Raw genomic sequence first — 25,814 nt, 5'->3', positions numbered from 1 at the left:
CCACGCACCTCGCTAAGCTAGCGGGGTGAGTACTTCCGCATGTTCCAGCGTCTCCTCGTCAAGTAAAAAGTCTCCAGACAATTTCATATCTAAAAAAAGTGGGGTTTCCCAACAGCCTGACAAATGCATCAATCGCCATCAAATGAACCGACGGAGTTACGATGGGCGCCCATACCAAAAAAGGCGCGCCTCCGAAGAGGCTCGCCCTGTTCTCGCTATTTGCCTTAATAGCTGTCTTGCGCATGCTGCCTAATAACGTGTATTTCCAAGTCGCGCACATTCCTGTTCCGGCAAACGCGGCAGTTATCGAGCTTGAACGATTCGCATTCTTTCTAGATACTCGCGTCCTGTCTCCCTAGATACTCGCGTCCTGCGGATGCGGCTCCGTTACGAGCTCCGCCGCCTTGGCGTTGGATTCGACCTGAGCCGGGTCCTTGCAGCCCGGGATGACGGTCGTTACCGCCGGATGCTTGAGGCACCACGCAAGCGCCCAGCTCGCCATGTCCACGCCCGCCGGAACCTCTTCGCGGCCGATGCGCTCGACTTCCTCCAGCTTCAGCCGCGTCGCCTCGGCGTCATGGCGGTGGCGAACGTCGTTGCCCGCGAACACCGCGCCCGGCTTGTACTTGCCGCTGAGATAGCCGCTTGCCAACGGCACGCGCGCGAGCACGCCGAGATCCTGCTCCTGACAGGACGGGAAGACGCGCTCCTCCGGCTTGCGGTCAAGCCGGTTATACACCACTTGAATCGCGCGGGAGCCCACCTTCGTGGACGATTCCGTCTGATGAAGGTTGTCGTTGCTGCCGATGGACGTGCCCAGGAACCGGATTTTGCCCGCTTCCCTCTGCTTGTCCAGCATCGTCCACAGCTCGTCGCTATCGAATGCCTGATCCGGCCCGGAGTGGAATTGGTATAAGTCGATGTAGTCCAGCTTCAGCGCTTTGAGCGAAGCATCGAGCTGCGCGGCGACGCCCGAGGCTTCGAACGCGTCGGTGCGCGAAAACAAATCATGGAAATGATGGCCGAACTTCGTCGCGATGATCCAATCCTCGCGATTGCGGCGGCTGATATAATCCCCGATCAGCTTCTCCGACAGGTGGTCGCCGTAACATTCCGCCGTGTCGATCAGATTGATGCCGAGCTCATGCCCTTTATCCAAGATCGCGTCCGCTTCCGCCTGCGTATACTCCCTGCCCCACTCGCCTCCGAACTGCCAAGTGCCGATGCCGATGACCGACACGTTCAGTTCCGTGCCGCCAAGTCTTCTATACTTCATCCTGCATGTCCCTCCTCATAGTACGAGTCTGTTTCCATTATACCCCTTGGACCGCGGCAATAGTAACGTTGCCCAGACCGAACGGTTCCGGACTCCGCGCTTGCGCTCGATGGCCGCATCGACCGGAAGCCTACACGTTAAGCCTGTATTCGGAAGGACTGTACCCCACTTCCCTGCGGAACGTCTTGGAAAAATAATTGGCGTCGTCGAACCCGGTCGCGGCCGCGACCTCCTTGACGCTCCGCGCCGTCGTCTTCAGCAGCAGCTTGGCGTGCTCCATTCGTTTGCGGCTCACGTATTTGAGCGGCGGAACGCCGAAGTGGCGCTTAAAATATTTGCTGAAATAGTTGGGATGCAGATGCAGCACTTCCGCCAGCTCCTCCAGCGTCACTTCCTGGTCAAGATGTTCGTCGACGTATTGCTGGATGAGCGTGAGCCGCTCCATCTCGTGCGTCTGGCTCTGCCGAATCCGAAGCGGCTGCGCTTCCATTAGGATGGACAGAATGTGGAGCAGCACCGACTTTTCCTTCAGTCTCGCGGCGATGGAGTGGTCCCCATGCGCGGCCACCAGCTCGCGGAACAGCTCTTCGATCACGCTCCGGTCGAGCCCTTCGAAGCAATAGGGCATGTCCAGCCATTGGAATACGTCCGTCTGCCCGGTCACGGCGGTAAAGTGGCACCAATATTTGTAGTACGGACGGTCGTTGATCGCGGAGTAGGACTGCTGCTTGTGGGCGGGCATCAGAATAAGCTGCCCGGGCTCCGGATACAGCTCGCGGTCGCCAATCTTCAGCCAACCATCCCCCTCTAATATAAAATAAAGCTTATTGTAAGCCGGGCGGTAATCCAGCTCGCGCCATCCCGTCCAGCATTGCGTCAGCCTCGCCTCCAAGACTTCGACCTGCATATTCAGCACCATGTCCCGCGCGGCTTGGCCGGCTTCGATCAGGGTCATGCGGCATCCTCCCCGCTACGTCTCTTAAAGTTATTTTTGTACCCGCGATAGTTAATTCATGTATCTGTTTATTCTACCACAACCTTGATAGACTTGGGCTCAAGGTGAAACGGCTGTCGCCGTCCTTGGCGGCGCAGCGCGTTTCATTCCGAGAAATATAGGTCAAGTATGAGAAAACTTATACTTTCCTATATTTGTACAAAACGAATGGAGGATGGAGCATGGGCACTGACAAGCAAGCAATCAAGGAAAGAACGGAACGCACCGAATGGTTCCTGCAGGACCGTTTCGGCATGTTCATACATTGGGGATTGTACGCCATACCGGCGCGCGGGGAATGGGTTCGCAGTTCCGAAGAACTGTCCGTGGAAGACTACCAGCCGTATTTCGACGAATTCGATCCCACCTTGTACGATCCGAAAGCCTGGGCAAAAGCCGCGAAGCAAGCCGGCATGAAATACGCAGTATTGACCGCCAAGCACCACGACGGCTTCTGCCTCTTCGACAGCAAGCTGACGGACTACAAAGCGACGAATACGAAGGCCGGCCGCGATCTCGTCGCCGAATTCCTGGAAGCCTTCCGCGCGGAAGGACTGAAGGTCGGCCTCTATTATTCGCTGATCGACTGGCATCACGAGGACTACCCCGCTTACGGGGACCGCATCCATCCGATGAGGCATAACGAGCAATACAAACGCGATCCCGAGACGTTCGACCGCTACTTGACCTACATGCACGGGCAGGTCCGCGAGCTGCTGACGAATTACGGGAAGCTCGACATCATGTGGTTCGACTTCTCGTACGAAGAGATGCGAAGCGAGAAGTGGAAGGCGACCGAGCTTATTGCGATGATGCGTTCCCTGCAGCCGCATATCATCATCGACAACCGGCTGGAGGGGAGCGGCGAGCATGGAGGCAGCATTTATACCAGCGAGCCTACCGTGTACGCCGGAGACTTCGCATCACCGGAGCAGATCATCCCGCCCGGCGGCGTGACGGATACATCCGGCAACCCGATTCCTTGGGAGGCTTGCATTACCCTCAACAACAACTGGGGATACACGGCCGCAGACCGCCAGTACAAAAGCGCGACGACCATCATCCGCAAGCTCGTGGAATGCGTGAGCAAAAACGGCAATCTGCTGCTTAACGTCGGACCCGACGCGAAAGGCGTCATTCCGAAGGAGTCGCTCGACATCCTTGCGGAGGTCGGCGAATGGATCGCGCTCAACGGTGAAAGCATATACGGCTGCCAGGCGTCCGCGCTGGCCAAACCGGACTGGGGACGCTACACGAGCCGCGATGGCAAGCTGTACGCCCATGTGTTCGAGGAGAGCATCGGACCTGTCGCGCTGGTCGGACTGGCGGGCAAAGTGAAGCGGGCGCGGCTGCTAGCCGACGGCTCCGAGCTGATCGTGAACACGCCTTGGAGCGCGCGCGAATTCAAAGAGGATGCCTTCGTCAGCTTCGCACGGCCCGAGCATTTCACCCATCCGTTGCCGGATAAACGCGATACGGTCATCGAACTGGAGCTAATCTAGCAAAATCCATTCTTGCCGCGGTACAGTCGAACAACCCCCGCCCCTTCCCGTCGCATACGCTAGCGTATCAACAGGAAGGGAGTGAAGTTATATGGCTACATTCAGAGCTAGACTGCGCGGCCGGAACGAAGTTCCGCCGGTCCTCACGAACGCTAGAGGTTCCGCGACATTCCGTGAAATTTTCGGGAGAACCGGCAACGATAACGGAAACGATAACGGAAACGGAGACAACAACCGCAGACGTGTACGCGCCCTTAGATTCGTCCTTGTTCTTCGCAATATTCGTCGGGTAACTGATGCGCATATCCATCTGGGCCGTCCGGGTCAGAACGGTCCGGTCGTCGCAACCCTCTTCGGACCGTCGAGGCAAGGCGTTTCCTTCAGGCGCGGCGTCATCCGCGGCACGCTGAGAAGCAGCGATTTGGTAGGTCCGCTGAGAGGTCGGAGCATCCGCGCGCTGGTTCGCGAGATCGAGCGCGGCAACGCCTACGTGAACGTGCATACGATCCGATTCCCGAACGGAGAAATCCGCGGGCAAATCCGTGAAGTCTTTATACCACTATAGAGACAAAAAAAACATCTCCAACCGGTCGAAAGCCGGTTGGAGATGCTTTTTCTGTGCTTTCATTCACCTTTCTCGATCACGCTGAGCTTGCCGTTCGGCTCCATATAGGCCGACTCGACGTTCTCGAGGCCCGTCAAGCCTTTCACCCGGAGCTCCTGCTCCAAATTATTGCGCGTGATGCGCGCCCGGCGAAGTCCGTTCATCAACAGCTTCCCCCGCTCGACGAGCCGGATGGGGCTGCCCATGACGATCTTCTCGACGACAGGGCTCTTCATTGCCAATATACTCGCCGCGATCTGCATCAATACGAGGCCGGCTATGGCAACAAACAAGATCCAGAAGTCCAGCTCCGGGTCGGCTAGTCCATCCCCGATAATCGCGCCGATGGCAATAACGACGACCAGGTCGAAGTCCGTCAGCCGGCCGACCGACTGACTGCCCATGACGCGGAACGCTGCCAGTCCGACGACAAACATGCCGATTGCCCTTAGGAATGACCATACATATTCCATCGCATGTTCCATGAGCGGCGCCGCCTCTATTGCTCCATCAATTGATGGAGCGGAACTTCCATCTCGTTCTCGCTTTGAAGAAGCGGATAGACACGGGCCGTCTCTCGGTCATGATCCACATGCTGGATGTATACGGATTGCCCCTCGTAAGTGACGTTTGCCATGATCGGCGAATCCGCGATTTCCTGCGCTCTTTGCTTGTTCATTCGATTCCCTCCGTATTCGGAATTCCATCCAAGCTAGTTTGCGCCCGCTTCTGGGAATTATTCCCCTTCACTTGATGTACTTACTGCTTTGCCTTCTTATATTTCCTTGTTCGATCGTCCTCGATGACGCCGCTCCAGTTCAAGCCGTAGCCGAAAGAATAAAGGTTGCTCTCCGAATCGACATGGCATACCATATCATGCGGCACGTCCTCGAGCTGCTCCTCCACTGTCCGCATATTCGCCGGCATGCCCATCGGCAGCAAGCCTGACGGTTCATGCACGCCCGTCAACAGCTCCATCAGCGCCTCGTCCTGCAAGCCGAAGTTCGCCAGAATCGCGTCCGCCCGCTCCTCGAATTCCGCGACGACGGCCGGGTTCGTGAGCAGCATGGATACGATGACCAGCTTGTCTTTCATCATTTCTTTCGTTTCCAGTATGGCATTCAGGTCGAACGTATTGTCCGGCGTCACCGTCTTGCCCTTATAGCTTCGGTTCAGTACGTCGGTATCGCGGGCGTCTCCTGCCAAGCTGATTTCCCTCGCATATTCCGCCTTATAGGTCCGGTACTGGAGACTGAGCGGCACGTAGCCGTTCCCTCCGCTTTCGGCATCCCCTTGGCTGTAGCCCGTACCCGATTTCGGACCTGTGACGAATACTAAGCCGAAATCCGCCTCGCCGGGATCATCCGTCAAGTCGAAATAGTTCGCCGCGATCTCCATGTTCACCGGATGAACGAGCGATTCCGGGGTCGGATTGCCGAACCAGTCTTTGCCCGGCGGCGTATACCGCTTCGGAATGTAGACTTTGCTGCGCGGCTTGAGCGGCAGAACCGCGTCCTTGTTCTTCAGCAGAACGACGGATTTCAGCTGGGCGTCGAAGCCTTCTTTCACGAAGGAAGGCTGGCCCGCCGTCGCGGCGCTTACCATCGGATCCAAGTAAGGATTTTCAAATAAGCCAAGCCTGAATATATTCACCAGCAGCCGAACCGCCGAACGTTCGAACCGGCTTCGCATGTATGCCTCGCCATGCTCCTCCACGCCCATCCGATACGCTTCCAGCACGGGCGCCGCTTCGTTGTTGCCGCCGAATTGGTCGACCCCCGCCATGATCAGCTTGTAGTGGCGCTCAGCTACCGTCAAGTGCTCCACGCCCCACGGCTTGCCGGTCAGGAACGTATCCTTGCCGCCGTATTCATCCGCCGTGATGAGCCAGTCCGTGCAGACGACGCCGTCATAGCTGTATTTCTCCCGCAGCAGATCCTGGATCAAGTAACGGTTGTACGCGTTGCCTACATTCTCCCCGTTCACATCGTCTTGGTTATAGGAGATCGTGTAATACGGCATGACCGCGGAAGCTTGGCCCGTCTTCCCTTCCAGGCGGAACGCGCCCTCCGTGAATGGCTTCAAATGTTCCTCAAAGTTGCCGCCCGGGTAAACCGCGTATTTGCCGCAGGCGTAATGCGCGTCCCTGCCTCCTTCGCCCGAGCCGCCACCCGGCCAATGTTTCACCATGGCGTTGACGCTGTCGAGGCCCCAGCCCCCGCCGATCTCGCGATCACCGGAAGAAGTCTGGAAGCCGTCCACGTATGCGCGCGCCATGTCCGTCGACAATGCCGGATCTTCGCCGAACGTCCCGCTGAAGCGGAACCAGCGCGGATCCGTGGCGATATCGATCTGCGGCGACAGCGCCGTCGTCAGACCCAGCGCGCGGTACTCCTTGGACGCGACTTCGCCGAACCGGCGAACCAGCGCGGGATCGAACGTCGCCGCGAGTCCAAGCGTCTCCGGCCACATGGAGACGCGGCCGCCCGAGCCGGCGTTGAATTCCGCACTGGCGTCGGAGCCGTGGCGCGGATCGGAGCTGTTGTTGGCCGGGATGCCGAGACCGACGCTCTCCGCGAACGCCTGCACTTCGTTGCTCCAGCGCGCCGCGATCTCCGGACTCTCCGCCGTCGTAACAAGAATGTGGCGCAGGCCGTCCTTCGCGAGGAACGCCAGTTGCTCGTCCGTCAGCTCCCAAGGCTTCGCTCCGCTCTCTTCGTACGGCTTGCCTCCGTACGTGCTGGTGAACCAGCCGCCGCTTGCCGCCGGGATGGATTGATGCCGGCTGTACAGCATCAAACCCGCTATCTCCTCGATTGTCATCTGTGAAGCCAGGTCCTTCGCCCGCTCCTCCGGCGTCAATCGCCAATCCTCGTAGCGGTCCAGCTCTCCGCTGCGGTTCAGGTCTTTGAAATACAGGCCGTCCCGCTCCAAGATCGACACACCCGATTTCTCGGAATATCCCAAAGTCGGTCCTCCCGGATTGTTCACGTAATGAATGGTTTGCGTGGTTAGTTCTTTCGACTCAGCTTGATTTTTCATTGCGATTCCCTCCCTTTTTCGCTTCTATTTATCCAAGTCCCAGCTTTCCGTTCAGCTCCGCGATCGTCGCCTCCAGCTTCTCTTCCGTCATGCCGCCGCCCATCAGACCCGACATGGAGCGCAGGCCGTCGAATTTCTTCATTCGCACGACCGCTTCGAATAATTCAACCAATCCGCTGTCGCCCATGCTCTCCGCGAACATCGCGCCCATTTGCTTTAACCCTTCCACGCTATCGTTCATCGCTTTCTCCGCGAACTCCGCCGTCTCGGGAATGGCCATCAGCTCGTAGAACTTCGTGTTGCGCGTCACCTTCCGGAACGGGATGCCCGTCGACACGACGTTCACGGCCGCCGCTAGCGGCGTCTCGGCCGAAGAAGGTCCCGACAGCAGCTCGTACGCGCCGGTCTCGGCGAACCAATCGCCGATCTCCGTATTGAAATAAGCGAAGGAACGTTTATCGAGCGCGAACGTCACTTGAGCCGACTCTCCCGGCTGAAGGCTGATCTTGCGGAACCCTTTCAGCTCCTTGAGCGGTCTGACGACCGTGCTGTCCAGCGGCTTCACGTACAGCTGCACAACTTCCTTGCCTGCGCGTTCGCCGGTATTGCGGACGGTTACCGTCACGGTCACCGTTTCCGTATCCTTCATATGCGCCTTGTCGACGGCGATGCTCTCGTAGGCAAACGTCGTGTAGCTCAGCCCGTGCCCGAACGGGAACAGCGGCTTCTCCTTCTTCGCCTCGTAGTAACGGTATCCCACGAACAACCCTTCCCCGTAAAACACCTCGCTCTTGCCGCCCGGGAAGTTCAAATATGCCGGCGTCTGCTCCAGACGGACCGGGAACGTCTCCGTGAGCTTGCCGCTCGGATTCACTTGGCCGTACAGGACATCGGCCGCCGCGCTTCCAGTGGCCTGGCCGCCTAGGTAACCTTCCAGCACGGCCTTCGCTCCGCCTAGCCACGGCATCGCGACGGGCGCGCCGTTCGACAGGACGACGACCGTGTTCGGTTGCACGGCCGCCACGCGCCTAATCAGCTCATTATGCGAAGCCGGCATGTCCAGATGCTCGCGGTCGAAGCCCTCCGACTCGAACGACTCCGGCAGTCCGGCGAAAATAACCGCGACATCTTTGCCCGCCGCAAGCGTCACCGCTTCTTCGATCAGCGCCTCGTCGACGGCGTCGCCCTTCAGCGGATACCCTTGCGCGTAGCCCGCCCCTCCGGCCGCGGCCGCCGCGATGAAATCGAACGCCGCATCCATCCGGGTCGGAGAGATATGGGAGCTGCCTCCTCCTTGGTAGCGAGGCGTCTTGGCGAACGCGCCGATGACCGCGACGGATTGCTCGGCCGCAAGAGGCAGCAGCGCGTCCTCGTTCTTCAGCAGCACCATGCTGTCCGCAGCTGCGCGTCTCGCCAAGGCATGGTGAGTGTCGCGGTCGTACGCGAAACCGGCCTTTTTGCCATCGGCCGCTTTGAAGATCACGGTCAGCAGCCGCTCCACGGCCGCGTCCAGCACCGCTTCGTCCAGCTCGCCGCTGCGCACGGCACCAACGATCATGGCGTCATGCTCGGGTCCGACGTAAGGCATCTCCAGCTCCAGGCCCGCTTCCAATCCCTTCACGCGTGCGTTGATCGCGCCCCAATCGGTCATCACGATGCCGCCATGACCCCAACGCTCCTTCAGTACCTTCGTCAGCAGCTCGCTATTCTCGGAGCAGAACTCGCCGTTGACTTGATTGTAGGCGCACATGACCGTCCAAGCGTCGCCCTTCACGACCGGACCTTCGAAGGAGCTCGGGTAAATTTCATGCAGCGTTCTCTCGTCCACGATCGTATTGATGGAATTGCGCAGCGTCTCCTGGTTGTTCGCCGCAAAATGTTTCACGGATGTGCCGACGCCCTGCCCCTGCACGCCCAGCACGTGATGCGTTCCCATCTCGGAGGAGAGATAGGGATCCTCGGACAAATATTCGAAGTTGCGGCCGCAGAGCGGCGAACGTTTAATGTTAACCGCCGGTCCCAGAAGAACGCCTACATCCTCGGCTTGGCATTCTTCGCCGAGCGCATTGCCGACCGCCTCGATTAGTTCTCTGTCCCAGGAGGAGGCGAGGCCCGCCCCGCTCGGGAAGCAGGTGGCTGGCACCGTCTTGCTTGACATGTCTCCCGGATTGCTCTGCTTGCGAAGCCCGTGCGGACCGTCCGTCACGACGATCGACGGGATGCCGAGCCGCTCGACCGCCTTCGTCTGCCACATGTTAAGCCCCGAGCACAGGCTCGCCTTTTCTTCTACCGTCATTTGCGCGATAATCGTTTTTACGTTTCTCTCCATCCTACATCCCTACCTCTCTGCATATTAATTCGTTCTAGCGTTGGCTCCGTTATCTAGCGGCGGAGCGGACGCAGCGTGGTTGCCGACCTCCGGCAGCGGCTTGACCGCGATCATGCCCGCCACGACGCATGCCGCCAGCGCGATGTAGAAGAACGGCCAGCCGCCGATCGCCAGCAGCAGCGGCGCAATCGCAGGCACGATGGACTGCGGGAGCGCGTTGGCTACGTTCATAATGCCGAAGTCCTTGGCCGCGTCTTCCTTGCGCGGAAGAATTCTCGCCACCAGCGCCATGTCGACCGCCGAGAAGCAGCCGCCCCCAAGCCCGATAACCGCCGCGGCCACGATAAACGCCAGCTCGCTCGGCACGAAAGCATAGACGAGAATGCCGATGACCATAATAAACGCGGAGCCGTACAGGAACGGCTTCTGCTTGCGGAATTTGTCCGAAAGGACGCCTCCCAGAATACTCGTAAACGCCATGGCGATCATGGAAATAATGTTAATGGTACCGACCGCCGTCGTGGCGTCAGCCTCCGTGTACCCCATTCGGTTCACCAGCATGACCGTCAAATACAAGCTGCTGCAGTAACCCATCATAAGCAGGAACTTGGACACGACCGCCCACGTGAACGCGGGGAACTTCCGAGGGCTTGGGTAAACCCGGCTGAGCTTCTCCCCGATCGACAGCTTCTCGCCCTTGGCCGGCTCGATCTCCGGTTTGACGTCCTTGATGACGAATAAACTAACGATAGGACCCACGATGCCGATCACGGACAGCAGAATCCACTTCGTCTCGGAAGGTACCGAGGTCATGAGCATCATCAGCACCATGCCGACGGCCATTGCGATCGGAAGCACCAGTCCGACAAGGCCGGAAACCGTGCCTTGGCGCTCCTGCTTCACTTGATCCGGTATGAGCGCCGTGTAAGCCGCCATCCCGAAGTTGAAGAACAGCTGAGCGATCGCCCAACCGATCATGATCTGCCAAACTTCCGTCGCCAGCCCAACCGACAGCAGAGCCGCGCAGCCGACGAGCGGGCCGATGAGTATCCAAGTGCGGCGCCTGCCGAACGCCAGCTTCGTGCGGTCGCTGATCGCGCCGCCAAGCGGATTGCCGATCAAGGCGAAGAACGCGCCCACTCCGGCCACCAATCCGTACGAGCCCGTATAGCCGTCGGGATCGATCTCGATCATTTTGAACGTCAATAATAGAATCGCGGGCGTCATGAGCGCCAGCATCATACAGCCGTAACCGAACATAATGCCGAAAGTAAGTCTGCCGAATGGCGTTCTTGTTGTTGCTTTGACCGTTGCTGCAGCCATAGTGGAAACCTCCAATCATATTTGAAAGCGATTACATATAGAATTATATAAAAAAACGCCCCCTTGCGGACAGGAGGCGGCTTGCATTGTTTAGGGGCGATTTTTAATGTCTTTTCGTGTAAACGCTTTCCGTTTCCCGGCGTATAGATTAAAAAACGACATGAATACTCCCGCCACTTACCGATACATTCGCATCGTCTGGAGTGGGGGTTTCTGATGTACATCCCTTATTTCAGGATACTTAACACCAGTGGAGTTGACACGTTGATGGTCTTTTTTCCATCCAACCCCTCTATCCCATTCGTTCCTTGGGGGAATACGTTAGGGAATACTTTTCGCATAATGTTGGGCTGCGCCGTTCACATCGGCATGAATCAAGCCCTTCGCGCTCTTATACAGCCCGCGATATATTCGCCTGCCAGAGAAGAGCTGCATGCTTTGTTCACCAAGCCGCGAAATCGACCGAAAATCTACTAATGGGTCATGATCCAGGAAGCTGGCTTTCGAGGTGTATGCTTCTTCCGTCAGAACAACCGTTATGCCCTGCTCGGCCGCTTTGTATTGGATCATCTTGATCAGCATCCGATGCGGGATATGACAGAAGGACTGATTGTTTCGCCGTCCGATCGCAACCCCTTGCTTCCAACCGTCGTTATGCCCGATGACGATCGTGCCGATCTGCTTTTCCACTGCCAGCTTCACAATCCGAAAGCTTGCCTTGTGGAACAGGTCTTTGATCCTGCGGTGTCGCTTCAGATGCATCCGCTCTAACCGTCTCGATGTTTGCGTTCCTTCGCCAGGCGCTTTGCCCATACGCAGAAGGCTCGTGTAATAGGCCTTCATCTTGTTATAGTACTGATTGAACGACTTGACAATCCCGCCCTTCACCACGACCGGTTTCGAACCGGTGGTAGTGACGATGGTTGCAAGATTGTTGACGCCAAGATCAATGGCCATTAGTAAATCAGAATGATTTACGGCTTTTACGTTTTCTTGCGCTGCTTCCTTCATTTCTTTCTGATATGCAAAAACCAGTTCGACCACATAGCGGCCATAGCTTGGGACTACTCGTATCTGCATCAGTTTGCTATCCGTATGGCCTAACTTGCCAATGTTAAGCTGCAGCTTGGTCTTGGGGAACTTGAGATACTTCCGATCTTTGATCACACAATCCTGATTCGAGAACACTACTTCCTTCACCCTGTTTCGGGCATATCCCGGAATATGGGGCTGTCCATTATATTTCTCGGGATGATTGCGGTAGTCCTTGATGCTGGCGAAGAAGGCGTTCCAATTTTGAAACACAACTTTCATGATTCCTTGACTGCTTTGCGCGGGAAGCGCCCGATAGTCGGTTTGTTCCATCACTTTGAATAACGCGTCCAGGAAGTTATATTGAATAAAAGGAGTTTCCTGGGTCGGCAGCTTGAATGGGCGAGAACGATTCTTCTCGCTTCGTCGCTCGTTCATGGCGTCAATAGTTGAGTTAAGCGTGTCCATAACTTGCTGATGCAACGGCTGCAGCGGTTCATTCCGCCCAAAGGCGGTAAACACTTGACGAATATAAAAGTTCGTCGTGTTGTAGAGATTCTTGGCATTCTGACAAGCCTGGTCCAGGTAAGTAAACAATCGATGACCGGGTTTGATCCAAATTTGGTAGGTTCGATAATCTTTCTTCTCTTCAGGCAAGATCTCACCTCCCCTCCGTAAACGATGCGAATATATGTTCTGTTTCGATTATATCGCATATGTTGTTGGGGAAGAAGAACATTTTGAGAGAAGACTCAGGAAGTCGCCGATTCACCTCGCCACTTGCAGAAGTGAGAGTCCTCTCGGCGCAAATTGATAGACGGGTTAGTAGACGTTCCTGAAAACTGAAAAACCGTTGCCATTGTGGTTGTTCTTGGATGCTTACGGAAGCAGTCGACGCTATTCGGCTCATTTTGTTCGATTTGAGGGACGAAAGTATGGAGCCTTATTAGGCCTTATTAGGCCTTATTAGGCCTTCTCTGCCTGAAAAATCGATTAAGCGTTGTGTGTTCCGTTAGCTATCTAAATGAGCCAATACATGCCTAATAAGAGCGCTGAGTTCCGTTAGATGATCGAATGGTTACGGTACTTCGGAGCGATCTATTAATAGACCGGCGACAGCTCCAGCAGGGAGATGCCGTGCGGCTCTAAGACGGACACGTATTCCAGATCGCCTTCGATATCCCGGTACTGCACCCGAAGCCGCGGGCGGGAAGCCGCTTTGAGGTAGGCGATATCGTCCTGGGTCACGTACTCCGGCGCGCCGAGCTCCGTCCAGCGGTCATAGCTGCTGCCTTGCTTGCGGCCGACTTCATGGACGGCCATGCGGTAGCGTCCCGCCGCAAGTCCCGTTAGCGCGAGCCGCAGCCTGACGGTTTTGCCATCCTTGAAGCCGTTGTAGCGGTTGGTCGCGTCGATGAACGATATATCGCCTAGGGCATACAAATCGTCGAAGTGGCAGTAATTGAAGGCAAGCACCTGATACCCGCCGCGGCCGGCCGTGACGATGTATCGCTCTCCTCTCGCGACCAGCCGGTCGCCAAGCTTCGCGAGCAGCTCGTAAGCGGACATCGCCGCCTTAGGTATGCCGTATTGCGCAATCAAGCCCAGCCCGCCGTGGTACAGCTGCGAAGATGCGGGCGTCTCCTCGATATTGTCGCTGAGCACCCAATAGCCGAAGCCGTCGATCCGGTCTAGGTTGTCGACGATGTTTTTGACGATGTAGGCCGCCTTGTAGAGCGTGTCGTTCGTCAGCTCTCTATGGTATGCGGTGGAGTTCCATTCCGTCAGGTAGACCTCCGCATCGCCGAACCCCTGCTCCTTCAGCAGCGCAAGTTCCTTCGTTAGCGAATCGCGAAGATAATCGGGATTAGGCGATACCTGTCCGAATTCCTCCATGAGAATCCGGAACGGCTCCAGCTTCAACCAGCGGTCTAATCTTTCCTTATCCGCCATAACCGAGATCGATTCATGCGGGTAGAAGTGAAGCGGAATAAAATCCGGCAAGCAGGATTCCCTTCTGCAGAACTCAAAAAACGCGAGCAGCAGCTCTTCCGATTGCATCGACATGATGCGTCCCGGCGCTCCAATGAGAAGCGCAGGCGAAATCGCCTTGAACGTCCGGTACGTCCTCGAATAAAACTCGAAATACTGTTCCCTCGTCCCTGGCCAGAAGACTTCGAGCTCCGGCTCGTTCCAAAATTCGAAGCGCCAGCTTTCCACTTCCTCCGCGCCGTACCGATTCATACAATGACGGACGAATCGGTCCATCAGCAAACACCACTTGTCCAACGACTTTGGTGGGCTGACGCAGCTCTTTCGGTAAAAAATCGTCTTGCTTTTGTCCGCCGCCAGCTCGGATGGCATAAATCCCAGCTCTACGAACGGCTTCAAGCCGATGGAAAGCAAGAAATCGAAGAGCTGGTCCACGAACCTGAAATTGATGGCGGGTTCGCCTTCGGCATTTTCTTGGTAGACCATCATGTCATCGTCAAAAATCCCATGGAAGCGAATATAGCGGAACGGACTCGTTTGCTGGACGAAACGAAGCTGCTCCTGCACGTCGGCATGCAGCCCTTCCTTCGCTTTGCCGATCGTGATGAGCTGCTTCCAAGTATGGCGAAGCGACGTTCCTTCGCCGGTCACCGGCACGGCATGACACTCCGTATCCAGTCCCCCGACTTCGATGTCTTGGAAGGATTGGCCCCTGTGCAAGTACTGGTGGATGATGCCTAACGCGCTGGATTGGCTGAACGCCAAATAATTGGACGAAGGGCGGCCTTTGTCCGTATTCGCTTCTGGCCTGTATTGTTTGCGGTAATCGTTCGGGGTGAGCCCGTATCTGGACTTGAACGCCGAATAAAACGACTTGGCGTTCGGGAATCCATGCTTTAGCGCAATGTCCGCAATCGATGCGTCCGCACTGCGGAGCAGCTCGTCTACCGCGTTTTTCAGCCTAATGCTCGTTATGTAGGTTTGGAAATTCACGCCGATGTTTTCGCTAAAAAATTTGGAGAGATACGGGATGGACAAATATTCCCGTTCCGCAATGGCTTGCAGCGAGATCGGCTCGCTATAATGCTCGTCGATATACGTGATGATGCGGAGCATCCGGTCCATGTATTTCTCGTTCATGGCGCCCCCGCCGTCTTCCGCTTCCGCCTCGAACTGTTTGATGAGCAGCGAGAAGATGCTCAGCATTCGGATTCGCATCTCCAGCTCGAACGTTTCCCCCTGCTTATGCTGGATATAAACCATTTCGGCCATATACTGGCGGATGCGGTCGAGCGCCTGACGCTGCTCTTTTCTTGCGGAACCGGAAAAACATCGGAATTGCTTCGTTTCCGCGCCTTTTAGGTTTTCTTTTAGATATCCGGTAGGAATCAAGAAGGTTGCGATGATGTTCATGCCCATGCCAATGACTTCGTGCACGTGGCAATCGTTGATTAGAAGGACATCGCCTTCCGATAAGGCATATTTCGTTTGATTGACCGTTGCTTCGAGCTCGCCTCTTAGCACGAATATGATTTCGATGCTGTTATGCCAGTGGCTCGGAACGTAATTGACGCTGTGGAGCTGCACGTCGAACGGAAGCGTATCGGTTGTCTCTATCCATTCATAAACGGAGTTTCGCAAGCGGCATCACCTCCCCCATTCTTGACGAATCAGTTTTATTTTACCGACTCTCCCCTTATTTGATGTACACGCTGCCGAACGGCAGCGCTTCCCGTAGCACCCGCTTGAACCAGCCGTCGTCGCTGAGCCGGCTCTCGAGCCCCGTGTCCCTGGAACCCGTCTGAATCAGTACCGGACCTTTGCCCTTCAGCTCCCATTGCACGTTCATATGTTGACTCGCCAAGGAGTTGCCATAGACGGATAACCGGATAGAGGCGTCCTCGGGGTATGCGACCAACGCGCCTTTGTCCACGAACAGCGGCTGTTCCGGATCCAGCTGGATCGCGGCAAGATCGCCGCTGGCCAGCACACCGAGCGTGCCCGGTCCGGAGAATTGGATGCGGATAAGCTCCCTCGTAATCCAAGCCGTCTTCAGTCGCATCACCTTGCTCTTGAACGGCATGCCATCCGTGAGGAATGCGACGTGGCGGAAGTCGAACAGCAAGCTGCCGCCCTCAGGCACGTCCACCGGCACAAGCGAATAACCCGCCGGCAAACCCATGACGAACGCGGCGGGCCCTTGCAGGCGGGAACGGATCCACTTTTTCTTGCGGAAGGCACCGCCGATATCCATGAACTTGTCTTCGCGATTTCTCGGCGAGCCATGGAAAGTAATAATCGACTTCGGATGCAGCACTTGGAGCGCATCCTGCTCCTGCAGCTCGACTCTGATGTGTCCGAGAGGGGATGGCGCGACGATGTTCACGGCAGCGTCACTCCCCGGCCGTCGTCGGCATGACGCCGGCTTTCGCGCCCTTGCTTGCGCCATACCATGTAGCGCCATATCCGGACGGACAACGCATAGGCGGCGATGAGCGCCACGACGATGCCTCCGGCGACTGCCGCTTTGCGGTACATCGACTCCCGGCTCCGCTCCAGCTCGTCCATCTGGCGCAAAAGCCGTTCGTTCTCTTGCGCGAGCGCCTCGTTCTGCTCCCGGTAGGCTTCGTTGCTGCGCTGCAGCTCATCCTGCCGGTCGATTAGTTCCTGGGCTTGCTTGCGGGACTCTTCCAGCTGTCCTTCCATCGCCTTGATGCTTGCATCGTAGGATTGCTGGAGCTCTTCCAAGCGATCAGGCGTTTCGTAAATATCTTTGATCCGGTCGAATACGCCCGCACTCGCCGTCTCCGCCGCCGTTGCGGCCGAAAATAGGAATAAGATTAGTGCCGTCACGAACAGTCTGCGCCTTCTCATCGTTTCACCCCGACTCGTACATATAGTAACGGCGATCGCTGTCTTCCAGCAGTAATACGCCGCTTCATCCGACTATTTGCCGTCCCATTCGTCAATTTATTCTAGCACAGAACGGCCGGGTCATGTCGAAATACGTCCGAATTGGAAAAGGGTTCCGAATCGAAGCGAGAGGTTCGCGAGGCGCATATAATTCACTCTGCAGAAACCCGCGCCGGCGTGACCGCTTCGGCGATGAGCGTCTCCAATTCCGCCGTATATCGGTCCCGCTGCTCCTTGCTCCAGCCGAGCTCCTGCTCCATCGCCCGGATAACGGGCTCCTTCCATGCGCGAACCTCGTCCATGCGGAAAAAAAGGTTGCCGGTGCGGCGGACGAAGAAGTCGGCGGGCGTCGCGGACATTTCGTGCCGTACGGCATACCGCAGCATCGCGGCGAGCTCGGCGGGCAAGCCGAACCGGCTTCCCAATCGATCGGCATGTTCCGCATCCTCGAAGATTCGGCCGACGTTCGAGCCATAACGCTGCGCGAGGAACTTCGCCTCGCCTTCGCCATAGCCGCGTTCCACGCCTTCTTTTACGGATCGGCCTACAAAATCCTCAAATCCAGCCGAGCCGCCTACGTTTCCGCCCGATATCGGGATATCGCGCGTCATGCTCGGACCGAACGTTCGGCCGTTGCTCGCGCCCCCCATCAGCGACGCGACTTTGTTGACGACCGCCTCCGCCATCTTGCGGTAGCCGGTTAGCTTGCCGCCCGCGATGGACAGCAGGCCGGATTCGGACACAAACAACTCGTCACGGCGCGAAACCTCGGACGGCGATTTGCCTTCCTGCTGGATAAGCGGCCGCAGTCCGGCCCAGCTCGACTCTACGTCGGCGGGGGTCAACAGCAGTTGAGGGAACATGCCGTTGGCCGCTTGCAGCAAATAGTCGCGGTCCTCGGCCGTCATTGCCGGATGAGCCGTATCCCCCGCGTAGTTCGTATCCGTCGTCCCGAAGTACGTTTTGCCGTCGCGCGGAATCGCGAATACCATGCGGCCGTCCGGCGTATCGAAGTAGACCGCTTGTCGAAGCGGAAACCGCCTGCCGTCAAAGACGAGATGAACGCCTTTGGTCAGGCGCAGCGTCTTTCCCCGCTTGGAGCCGTCTAACTCCCGGACTGCGTCCACCCAAGGCCCGGCTGCATTGATCACGTGGGACGCGTAGATCTGGTGCGTCATTCCCCCAATGCGATCGAGCACCTCCGCGCCCGAGACGGCTCCATTCCCGTCGTACAGCAGCTGCTCCGCTTTGGCGTAGTTGACTGCCAACGCGCCCGTCTCGACCGCTCTCTTCAGCACCTCGATCGTCAGCCTCGCGTCATCCGTCCGGTATTCCACATAGTATCCGCCGCCCTTCAGGCCATCTCGCTTGAGCAAAGGTTCCTTCGCCAGCGCCTCGGCTGGGCTTAACATCTTCCGCCGTTCCCCGCGCTTCACCCCGGCCAGGAAGTCATAGACCTTCAAGCCGATCGAAGTGGAAAACTTGCCGAACGTCCCGCCTTTGTATAGCGGCAGCAGCATCCACTCCGGCGTCGTGACATGCGGTCCGTTCTCGTATACGATCGCCCGCTCCTTGCCGACTTCCGCCACGACGCCGATTTCCAGCTGCTTCAAGTACCGCAATCCGCCGTGCACCAGCTTCGTCGAACGGCTGGACGTGCCAGCGGCGAAGTCCTGCATTTCCACGAGACCGACCGTCATGCCGCGCGAAGCGGCGTCCAGCGCGATGCCCGCTCCCGTAATGCCTCCTCCGATGACCAGCACGTCGAGCTTTTTCGAAGCCATTTCTCTAAGCATGCGCGAACGGTCGCGCGCCCCGAAGCCCGCCGCCAAACCGTTGTCTCTCGTTTCCGTATTCCCTTTGTTGCCCTTCTCCATGATGTCCCCTCCCGATGATCCTCGTGTATAAGGTATGATTATCTTTACCCAGTTGCTCGCAATATCCGCAAAACACGCACAAACGACGAAAAACCGCTCAGGCCGCCGCCTTCCCAAATAGGAAGTACTGGCAGCCCAAACGGTTTCTCCGAATCTCCGACCTTTATTAACTTGAACCCACTATACCACGCGATCCCGGGAAACGCAATCCCGGCATCGAACCTCGCCGATTAACAAAACGCCATCGCGGCTTTCACCGCGCGCTGCCAGCCGTCGTACAGCTCCCGTCTCCGAGCCTCTTCCATCGCGGGCTCGAACAGGCGATCCACTTGGCGCATCGCCTCGATCTCCGCTTTGTCCTTCCAGAACCCGACTGCCAGACCGGCCAAATATGCGGCGCCAAGCGCCGTCGATTCCAGGGCGACCGGGCGCTCGACCGGCACGCCGAGCAGATCGCTCTGGAACTGCATCAGCAGCCCGTTCGCCACCGCTCCTCCGTCAACGGCAAGAGACTCCAGCTGAATGCCTGCTTCCTCCTCCATCACCGCAAGCACATCCTTCGTCTGGTAGGCGAGAGACTCCAGCACGGCGCGGACGAAATGCGCTTTGGTCGTGCCGCGCGTCAAACCGAACACCGCACCGCGAACGTCGCTATTCCAGTAAGGGGTGCCAAGGCCAACGAACGCGGGCACGACGTAAACGCCTTCCGTCGATTCCGCTTCGGCCGCGAGAGCTTCCGTCTCCGATGCCGTGTCGATCAGCTCAAGTCCGTCCCGAAGCCACTGAATCGCTGCACCTGCCATGAACACGCTGCCTTCAAGCGCGTACTCCAGCTTGCCGTCCAACTCCCAGGCGATGGTCGTCAGCAGTCCTTTCCGCGACATGATCGCTTGCTCGCCCGTGTTCATAAGCATGAAACAGCCGGTTCCGTACGTATTTTTGGTCGCGCCCTTCCGGAACGCGTTCTGGCCGAACAGCGCCGCCTGTTGATCGCCCGCCGCTCCCGCGATCGGGATAGCGCGGCCTAGAATCGACTCGTCCAAGCAGCCGTAAATCTCGGAGCTGGACTTCACCTCCGGCAGCATAAGCCGCGGGACGTTCATCATGCGAAGCAGCTCGTCGTCCCACTGCCTCTCGTGGATATTGAACAGCAGCGTCCGCGAAGCGTTCGACACATCCGTCACATGGGACTTGCCCCCTGTTAAATTCCAGATCAGCCATGTCTCGACCGTGCCGAACAGCAGCTCCCCGCGTTCCGCGCGTTCAAGCGCCCCATCTACCTGCTCGAGCAGCCAAGCGACCTTCGTTCCGGAGAAATAAGCGTCGATCAGCAGCCCCGTACGATCATGAATAACTTCACCGTGGCCCGCCGCCTTTAATCGGTCGCATATTTCGACCGTCTGGCGCGACTGCCAGACGATGGCCGGATGGATCGGCAGCCCCGTTGCCTTGTCCCAGACGACCGTCGTCTCGCGCTGATTCGTAATGCCGATGCCCGCAACTTGCTCAGGCTTTGCCCCTACCTTCTCGAGCACGCCGCGTATGACGCTTTGCGCCGATTTCCAGATATCCATCGCGTCGGCTTCCACCGCTCCCGGCGACGGGTAGTGAAGCTTCAGCTCTTCGCGTGCGATTCCCGCGATGCCGCCCTTCCGATCAACGAGCAGCGCTCTAGTGCTGGTCGTTCCTTGATCCAGCGATAATATATATGTTTCCACAACGATTCCTCCTCATCCCGATAACGCGTCCGGTGCGCACACTGTATAACGAATCCGTTCAACCCGTCAAGCCCTATTCCCGTCCCGCCATAGCTCGCTTCGCGAGGTCGTAATCGCGGCCGCGCCGGCGGCAAGCGCCTCGCTCACATGCTCCTTCGTCCGAATCAAGCCGCCAGCGATGACGGGGACGCCCGTCCGGTCCTTCACTTCGCGGATGATCTCCGGCATAATGCCGGGAAGCACTTCCACGTAATCCGGCTGCGTCTTCTCGAGCAGCTTGTAGCTTTTCTCCAGCGCGTCCGAATCGAGCAAGAACAGGCGCTGTACCGCGATTAGGCCGGCCTGCTTCGTCCTCGCGATCACCCCTGTCCGCGTCGAGATCAGTCCGGCCGGCCGTATCGTTTGGCACAGAAACTCCGCGGCGTATTCGTCGTTTTTCAGCCCGTCGATCAAATCCGCGTGCAGCAGAACCTTCTTCCCGTTGCTCTGCGCCAGATCAACGAGTCCCTTCACATGGCCCAAGTGGCCGCCGAGCAGCACCATGTACTCGAACGGCGAAGCGATGACCGCTTCGACTTCCTTTGGCTTGCGGGCCGCCGGAAGCACGGTTTGTTGCGTCGTCAAAAGCGGCACCCTCGTCCACCTCCCGATGATTCGTTCTACACTCTAAGGTAATACGAACAGCGGGTGCAGCGCAAATGTCCAATATGCTCCATCTCCGCGTTGCCGCATCCGGGATGAAAAAGGTTCGCGCCTATGCTACAATACGGAGATTGCAATCGTATTTATGACTAGGACGGTGAATTGTTGCCTATGTTAATGATCGGAATCGCGGGAGGAACCGGCTCCGGCAAGACGACGGTGGCGCGATCGGTTATCGACCGGATCGGCGCGGATAAAGTAACCTTTATCTCCCAAGACAATTATTATAAAAACTATCCGGACCTCAGCTTCGAGGAACGCGAGCTGCTCAATTACGACCATCCGCTCGCCTTCGACAACGAGCTGCTCATTCGGGATCTCAAGCTGCTCCGCGAGGGTCGCGCCGCGATCGCGCCGGTGTACGACTTCTCGCTCCACGCGCGCTCCGCAACCGAGCAGATCGAGCTGCTGCCGAACAACATCGTCATCTTGGAAGGACTGCTCGTCCTGTCCGACGAGAAGGTGCGCGAGCTGCTCGATATCAAAGTATTCGTTGATACCGATCCGGACGTTCGGATTCTGCGCCGGGTGCTCCGGGATATCGAAGAGCGCGGGCGGACGATCAAGTCGATCCACGACCAGTACTTGAATACGGTGAAGCCAATGCACGAAGCGTTCATCGAGCCGTCCAAAAAATACGCCGACCTGATCATCCCCGAAGGCGGGCATAATCAAGTCGGCATCCAGGTTCTATCCGCGCTTACGGAAAATTATTTGACCGCCGCAAAGTGAAACAACTGTCGCCGTCCTTTGCGGCGCAGATCGTTTCATTCAAATAAACAGGTTTACCTTTGCTTCCGTCGCGTCGCCCAAGTACGCGGCTACGCCGGCATATTCCATGCCGTCCAGCAGCTCTTCCCGCTTCAGGCCCAGCAGATCCATCGTCATCGTGCAGGCGACCAGCTTCACGCCTTGCTCCTGGGCCAGCTCGATGAGCTGCGGAAGCGTAAGCGCGTTATGTTTTTTCATGACGTGTTTGATCATCTGCGGGCCCATGCCAGCCATGTTCATCTTCGACAAACCTAGCTTCTTCGCTCCACGCGGCATCATCCAGCCGAACATCCGCTCCAGCAGCCCTTTATTCGTCTTCACAAGCTCGTCCTTGCGCATCGTATTCAGTCCCCAGAACGTGAAAAAGATCGTCACGTCATGATCGTATGCGGCCGCGCCGTTCGCGATAATAAACGCCGCGATCGCCTTGTCCAAGTCGCCGCTGAACAACACGATCGTTGTTTTTTCCTTTGTCGTCATCCGTCATCCATCTCCTTTTCATTCATCTCATGAATACCCCTGCCGGTATTAAAAAAGGCGCAAAAGACCGGCCGCAAGCATTCGCCGCCGCCAATCTCCCGTATGTCCAGCCAACTATTGCCCGCACGCGCCAGCTTCGCTGATCGGGCTTTATCTGCTTCTTACGAGCAGCTCGACCGCTTCCTTCACCAGCTTGCCCGTATCGCCGCCGCGTTCCTTCTCTTCGACGATGCAGCGTTCCAAATTCGAGGCGACGATATGCGCCATCGCTTTATCGACCGCGCTGCGCACGGCGGAAAGCTGCGTCACGACGTCCTGGCATTCTTTCCCTTCGTCCATCATCCGCATCACGCCGCGAATCTGGCCTTCCATCCGCTTCAGTCTTCTTCTTACCGAATCGTCATACTCGTATTTGTCCACGTCGTATCCTCCCGTTCGCCGCCTCCGCGCCGGTTCATACGGGACGGCCGTTCTTTCGCTCTTAGAGGTACTATATCGGGTTTGTCGCGCAAATTCAATCGCCGGCTTGACCTTCATTACGTTAGTCATGGATGGAGCAGCGATTCGGACCGATCTCCATCTCGCGTTGTTCTTCTACGGTCGGGTTCAGCTTGCCCATGTTCGCCAAGCGAATCGACTGGTAGGCATGCGGCTGCGGAGGCAAATCCCCCGTGACGGCGCGCCTGAACGCGGCTTCGTCCGCCACCGCCAGACCGGCATTGCGGCGGAACAGCTCGCCTAGCTCCGCAGCTACCAGGCCGCGTTCGCCAAGCTCGCCGACCTTGCCGTAGTGCGCGGGCAAGACGAGCAGCTCCTGCGGCAAACCTTTGTACCGCGTGAATAACGTCTCCCGCAAATCATCCGCCCAAGACTCGGCATTGCCCGCCAGGTCCGGGCGTCCGATCGACGACACGAACAAAATATCGCCCGTCAGCAAATACGTTCCGTCAATGAGCAGCGTCGTGCTGCCGATCGTATGGCCCGGCGAATAGATGGCGGCTAGCGCGATGGCCGTGCAGCCGACCGCAATCTCCGCCCCTTCGTCCAGACTGCGGAAAGCAAAACCAACCTCTTCCGCATCCTTGGGCGGGAGCCAATAGTCGGCACCGGTCTGTTCCGCCAGCCTGCGGCCGCCCGACAGATGGTCTGCATGGAGATGGGTATCGATCGCATGCCGGATAACTGCGCCTTTTTCTGCCGCGAAAGCGAGATATCGCTCCGTCATACGCATCGCGTCGACGACGACTGCTTCGCCGCCTGAGATGATCATATAGGACAAGCAGCCCTTGCCGGGACGGACGAACTGATACAGCTCGCCGCCGCCTTTCAGATCGCCGGCCTTCACCGGTTCCATGTGCTCGCTCCAGGCTTTCATCCCGCCGATCAAATAGGATACATCGGGCACGCCCGCTTCCGTGAGCTGCTCCGCCACGAAGACGGAAGACCCTTCCTTGGCGCAGACGACAAGCACGGGCTCGCCATGCGGAATAAGTTTAACGGCCGGTTCGATATCGTCCAGCAGCTCGAAGTAAGGGAGATTGACCGTTGCAATGCCTGCTCCTTCGATTCTCCAATCGGCGTAATTCTCGTTATTGCGCACATCCAGAATAAACAGCTTTTTGCGGCCGAGCACGTATTCGGCCAGCTTGGCCGCTTCCATGCCTTTAACCCCTTCTGCAGACGTCATCAGCCGATCCACCTCTCCACCGGCCCCTCCCACTCCGACATGCCGGGAAACACGTTCCATACGCGATCGAAGCCATATTCCGCAAGCAGTCGGCAAGCCAAATCGCTCCTCGTTCCCGAGCGGCAAACGACATGGATTTCGGCGCCTCCGTACAAGGAACGCAGCTCCTCGATGCCAGTTTCGAGTTTCCCTAGCGGAACGGATACCGCTCCGGGGATATGGCCGAATGCGTATTCCGCCGGTTCGCGCACGTCGAGGATTACGAATGCCGACTCCCCTGCATCCATCATGGCGAGGAGCTGATCATTTGGGGTCGTGGGTGCGTGTTTGCGAGGCGATGCCCCTTCATCCGGCGAAGACTTCCGCACGTAATGCTTCTGCAATGTCCCTTCCTTAATCGTTCCCAAATACTGATGACCCATGCTGCGCGTCCACGCTTGAAGATCCGCGAGCGAACCTTGATCGGTAGCTTCGATTGCGAGCACGCGGCCCGTATCCATCGACTCGATCGTTTTTTTCGTTCGTATGATCGGCATCGGGCAAGCGAGCCCTTTGCAATCCAGTGTAACGTCCGCTTGAAGCGATGATAACGACATGATGATATCCCTCCGTTGATGATTAGTAACTACTCCAATACCCCCGTGGGTATATAGAAACCAAAAATAATGGCGCTTTACAGTGCGGGAACAATTACCGAACTGCGCGCTATACCGATCTCCACATACCCCATAGGGTATTATCATCATAAAACGAATGCCCCTCACTGTCAATAACACGATTCCGTCCTCCCCCTATACTGTCCCTCTCCATCGCCGCTGGCCGGACAATTAAAATCCTCCGACCTGATCGCCGAAGGCGAGTACATGCCGGAGGACTATATCGCTTACATGAGAAAGGAATTGTTGTCCCCGCGAGTACGCAGGACGTCTACTGACATTACACGGACGCTTGCCGATCCAGCAACCTTCAGCCTCAATCCGGCAGCATGGGACGATCGGCGGATTCGCCTGTTATGGGGCCGAGAAGATCGCGTATGGCATATCCCGGACGAATTCCGGCGATTCGCGACGGACGATCTGTCCGCCGGCCATCTCTTCCCAATCTCTCATCCGCGGCTTGCCGCCGAATGGATCGATCGCCAGCTGCTGTTCCATTCGGAGGAATACCGTTCTGCGGGGCGGAATTGTTCCGGTCAGTCTATTGCCACATCGACTCTCGCCGATATTCGGTGAAATAGAATGCCCCTGTCGTATGTGCCGAGTTTCTAACCCTGTCCATCACCCTGCAAACATGCTGCATGGAATCTGAATCTTTCATCGTCGACGCGATTTGATGTAACGTGTTCAAGCTCCCGAGCGCGTGCTCCTTATTGACGACTCCGTTCTTCAAATTGGCAATGACACGATCGATTTCCATGCGGATGAACCATTCCGTCCGCTTCCTCAGCGAGTTTTTGTTCAAATAACGCCCCTCCGTTGTCTGTATTTTTCATCACAGGTTAAGTATAACGGGCTGTCTCACGGAGGGGTGTCGAAGCGCGCGGTCGAATCACAATTCTTTCTGACAATGTTC

General features: G+C 57.3%; 22 protein-coding genes and 1 pseudogene. 3 read left to right on the top strand and 20 right to left on the bottom strand.

The features are described 5' to 3' along the window. Positions 1-355: 355 nt before the first annotated feature. Both RB620_RS26295 and RB620_RS26290 read right to left on the bottom strand, forming a co-directional pair. Complete coding sequence (locus tag RB620_RS26295) at positions 356-1,276, bottom strand: aldo/keto reductase (protein WP_308099612.1); 921 nt, start codon at positions 1,274-1,276, stop codon at positions 356-358. A 130-nt stretch (positions 1,277-1,406) separates the two neighbouring features. Next, a complete protein-coding gene (locus RB620_RS26290; RefSeq protein ID WP_308099610.1) occupies positions 1,407-2,231 on the bottom strand; it encodes a helix-turn-helix domain-containing protein in 825 nt (274 codons plus the stop codon). A gap of 221 nt (positions 2,232-2,452) precedes the next feature. On the opposite strand from RB620_RS26290, the gene RB620_RS26285 reads away from it, so the two are divergent. Together RB620_RS26285 and RB620_RS26280 are read left to right on the top strand one after the other, a co-directional pair. Next, positions 2,453-3,772 (top strand): alpha-L-fucosidase, encoded by a 1,320-nt coding sequence (locus RB620_RS26285; protein WP_308099608.1) that lies wholly within the window; start codon positions 2,453-2,455, stop codon positions 3,770-3,772. Positions 3,773-3,863: 91 nt separating this feature from the next. After that, on the top strand, positions 3,864-4,337 hold the full coding sequence (locus RB620_RS26280) for a CHRD domain-containing protein (RefSeq protein WP_308099606.1): 474 nt from the start codon (positions 3,864-3,866) through the stop codon (positions 4,335-4,337). Between the two features lie 59 nt (positions 4,338-4,396). Here the strand turns inward: RB620_RS26280 and RB620_RS26275 are convergent, their stop codons facing one another. From RB620_RS26275 to RB620_RS26220, 12 genes and pseudogenes are all read right to left on the bottom strand, one after another. Further along, positions 4,397-4,861: a DUF421 domain-containing protein gene (locus tag RB620_RS26275; protein WP_308099604.1), complete on the bottom strand. Its 465-nt coding sequence runs from the start codon at positions 4,859-4,861 to the stop codon at positions 4,397-4,399. Between the two features lie 14 nt (positions 4,862-4,875). Further along, positions 4,876-5,055 (bottom strand): H-type small acid-soluble spore protein, encoded by a 180-nt coding sequence (locus RB620_RS26270; protein WP_308099602.1) that lies wholly within the window; start codon positions 5,053-5,055, stop codon positions 4,876-4,878. A gap of 80 nt (positions 5,056-5,135) precedes the next feature. Beyond that, positions 5,136-7,418, bottom strand: a complete 2,283-nt coding sequence (locus RB620_RS26265) for a glycoside hydrolase family 3 protein (RefSeq protein WP_308099600.1) — start codon at positions 7,416-7,418, stop codon at positions 5,136-5,138. Between the two features lie 28 nt (positions 7,419-7,446). Next, a complete protein-coding gene (locus RB620_RS26260) occupies positions 7,447-9,747 on the bottom strand; it encodes a beta-glucosidase (RefSeq protein WP_308099598.1) in 2,301 nt (766 codons plus the stop codon). Between the two features lie 24 nt (positions 9,748-9,771). Next, positions 9,772-11,070, bottom strand: coding sequence for an MFS transporter (locus RB620_RS26255; RefSeq protein WP_308099596.1), 1,299 nt, complete (start codon positions 11,068-11,070; stop codon positions 9,772-9,774). Positions 11,071-11,297: 227 nt separating this feature from the next. Next, a pseudogene (locus RB620_RS26250) lies at positions 11,298-12,762 on the bottom strand (RNA-guided endonuclease InsQ/TnpB family protein). A 441-nt stretch (positions 12,763-13,203) separates the two neighbouring features. Further along, on the bottom strand, positions 13,204-15,735 hold the full coding sequence (locus tag RB620_RS26245) for a GH39 family glycosyl hydrolase (RefSeq protein ID WP_308099594.1): 2,532 nt from the start codon (positions 15,733-15,735) through the stop codon (positions 13,204-13,206). Positions 15,736-15,790: 55 nt separating this feature from the next. Further along, positions 15,791-16,480: an AIM24 family protein gene (locus tag RB620_RS26240; protein WP_308099592.1), complete on the bottom strand. Its 690-nt coding sequence runs from the start codon at positions 16,478-16,480 to the stop codon at positions 15,791-15,793. Beyond that, positions 16,477-16,968, bottom strand: a complete 492-nt coding sequence (locus tag RB620_RS26235) for a hypothetical protein (RefSeq protein WP_308099590.1) — start codon at positions 16,966-16,968, stop codon at positions 16,477-16,479. Before RB620_RS26235 ends, RB620_RS26240 begins: the two co-directional genes overlap by 4 nt. 191 nt (positions 16,969-17,159) lie before the next feature. Continuing rightward, the gene (locus RB620_RS26230; protein ID WP_374121464.1) at positions 17,160-18,884 is read right to left on the bottom strand and encodes a glycerol-3-phosphate dehydrogenase/oxidase; all 1,725 of its coding nucleotides are present in this window, start codon (positions 18,882-18,884) and stop codon (positions 17,160-17,162) included. Positions 18,885-19,114: 230 nt separating this feature from the next. Next, positions 19,115-20,602 carry a glycerol kinase GlpK gene (glpK, locus tag RB620_RS26225; RefSeq protein ID WP_308099588.1) on the bottom strand — a complete coding sequence of 496 codons (1,488 nt, stop codon included), beginning with the start codon at positions 20,600-20,602 and terminating at the stop codon, positions 19,115-19,117. A 66-nt stretch (positions 20,603-20,668) separates the two neighbouring features. After that, entirely contained in the window at positions 20,669-21,235 is a 567-nt protein-coding gene (locus RB620_RS26220; RefSeq protein ID WP_308099586.1) for a glycerol-3-phosphate responsive antiterminator, read from the bottom strand. Between the two features lie 180 nt (positions 21,236-21,415). Between RB620_RS26220 and udk the strand changes: the two genes are divergently transcribed. Next, complete coding sequence (gene udk / locus RB620_RS26215; RefSeq protein WP_308099584.1) at positions 21,416-22,036, top strand: uridine kinase; 621 nt, start codon at positions 21,416-21,418, stop codon at positions 22,034-22,036. A 39-nt stretch (positions 22,037-22,075) separates the two neighbouring features. Here udk and RB620_RS26210 read toward each other — a convergent pair whose 3' ends face one another. From RB620_RS26210 to RB620_RS26185, 6 genes are all read right to left on the bottom strand, one after another. Next, positions 22,076-22,555: a DsrE/DsrF/DrsH-like family protein gene (locus tag RB620_RS26210; protein ID WP_308099582.1), complete on the bottom strand. Its 480-nt coding sequence runs from the start codon at positions 22,553-22,555 to the stop codon at positions 22,076-22,078. A 150-nt stretch (positions 22,556-22,705) separates the two neighbouring features. Next, entirely contained in the window at positions 22,706-22,975 is a 270-nt protein-coding gene (locus RB620_RS26205) for a metal-sensitive transcriptional regulator (protein ID WP_308099580.1), read from the bottom strand. Between the two features lie 121 nt (positions 22,976-23,096). Beyond that, entirely contained in the window at positions 23,097-24,242 is a 1,146-nt protein-coding gene (locus RB620_RS26200; RefSeq protein WP_308099577.1) for an MBL fold metallo-hydrolase, read from the bottom strand. Beyond that, positions 24,242-24,838, bottom strand: a complete 597-nt coding sequence (locus tag RB620_RS26195; RefSeq protein ID WP_308099575.1) for a sulfurtransferase TusA family protein — start codon at positions 24,836-24,838, stop codon at positions 24,242-24,244. The genes RB620_RS26200 and RB620_RS26195 overlap by 1 nt, the downstream gene beginning before the upstream one ends. A gap of 414 nt (positions 24,839-25,252) precedes the next feature. After that, positions 25,253-25,396, bottom strand: a complete 144-nt coding sequence (locus RB620_RS26190; protein ID WP_308099573.1) for a hypothetical protein — start codon at positions 25,394-25,396, stop codon at positions 25,253-25,255. Between the two features lie 43 nt (positions 25,397-25,439). Continuing rightward, positions 25,440-25,703, bottom strand: a complete 264-nt coding sequence (locus tag RB620_RS26185; RefSeq protein ID WP_308099571.1) for a hypothetical protein — start codon at positions 25,701-25,703, stop codon at positions 25,440-25,442. Between the last annotated feature and the right edge of the window lie 111 nt (positions 25,704-25,814).

The sequence above is a fragment of the Paenibacillus sp. LHD-117 genome, assembly GCF_030929555.1.
Classification (GTDB): Bacteria; Bacillota; Bacilli; order Paenibacillales; family Paenibacillaceae; genus Pristimantibacillus.
Note: the sequence above shows the minus strand (reverse complement) of the source record. Positions and strands in the feature narration are given on the sequence as shown.

Excerpts from the sequence above, each read along its gene's own strand:
- RB620_RS26260 (WP_308099598.1), bottom strand. The coding sequence starts at position 9,747 with ATGGAGAGAAACGTAAAAACGATTATCGCGCAAATGACGGTAGAAGAA.
- RB620_RS26210 (WP_308099582.1), bottom strand. The coding sequence starts at position 22,555 with ATGACGACAAAGGAAAAAACAACGATCGTGTTGTTCAGCGGCGACTTG.
- RB620_RS26190 (WP_308099573.1), bottom strand. The coding sequence starts at position 25,396 with ATGGAACAGCAGCTGGCGATCGATCCATTCGGCGGCAAGCCGCGGATG.
- RB620_RS26235 (WP_308099590.1), bottom strand. The coding sequence starts at position 16,968 with ATGAGAAGGCGCAGACTGTTCGTGACGGCACTAATCTTATTCCTATTT.
- RB620_RS26290 (WP_308099610.1), bottom strand. The coding sequence starts at position 2,231 with ATGACCCTGATCGAAGCCGGCCAAGCCGCGCGGGACATGGTGCTGAAT.
- RB620_RS26270 (WP_308099602.1), bottom strand. The coding sequence starts at position 5,055 with ATGAACAAGCAAAGAGCGCAGGAAATCGCGGATTCGCCGATCATGGCA.
- RB620_RS26255 (WP_308099596.1), bottom strand. The coding sequence starts at position 11,070 with ATGGCTGCAGCAACGGTCAAAGCAACAACAAGAACGCCATTCGGCAGA.
- udk (WP_308099584.1), top strand. The coding sequence starts at position 21,416 with ATGTTAATGATCGGAATCGCGGGAGGAACCGGCTCCGGCAAGACGACG.
- RB620_RS26275 (WP_308099604.1), bottom strand. The coding sequence starts at position 4,861 with ATGGAACATGCGATGGAATATGTATGGTCATTCCTAAGGGCAATCGGC.
- RB620_RS26280 (WP_308099606.1), top strand. The coding sequence starts at position 3,864 with ATGGCTACATTCAGAGCTAGACTGCGCGGCCGGAACGAAGTTCCGCCG.
- RB620_RS26195 (WP_308099575.1), bottom strand. The coding sequence starts at position 24,838 with ATGTCGTTATCATCGCTTCAAGCGGACGTTACACTGGATTGCAAAGGG.
- RB620_RS26285 (WP_308099608.1), top strand. The coding sequence starts at position 2,453 with ATGGGCACTGACAAGCAAGCAATCAAGGAAAGAACGGAACGCACCGAA.
- RB620_RS26230 (WP_374121464.1), bottom strand. The coding sequence starts at position 18,884 with ATGGAGAAGGGCAACAAAGGGAATACGGAAACGAGAGACAACGGTTTG.
- RB620_RS26265 (WP_308099600.1), bottom strand. The coding sequence starts at position 7,418 with ATGAAAAATCAAGCTGAGTCGAAAGAACTAACCACGCAAACCATTCAT.
- RB620_RS26295 (WP_308099612.1), bottom strand. The coding sequence starts at position 1,276 with ATGAAGTATAGAAGACTTGGCGGCACGGAACTGAACGTGTCGGTCATC.
- RB620_RS26200 (WP_308099577.1), bottom strand. The coding sequence starts at position 24,242 with ATGACGTCTGCAGAAGGGGTTAAAGGCATGGAAGCGGCCAAGCTGGCC.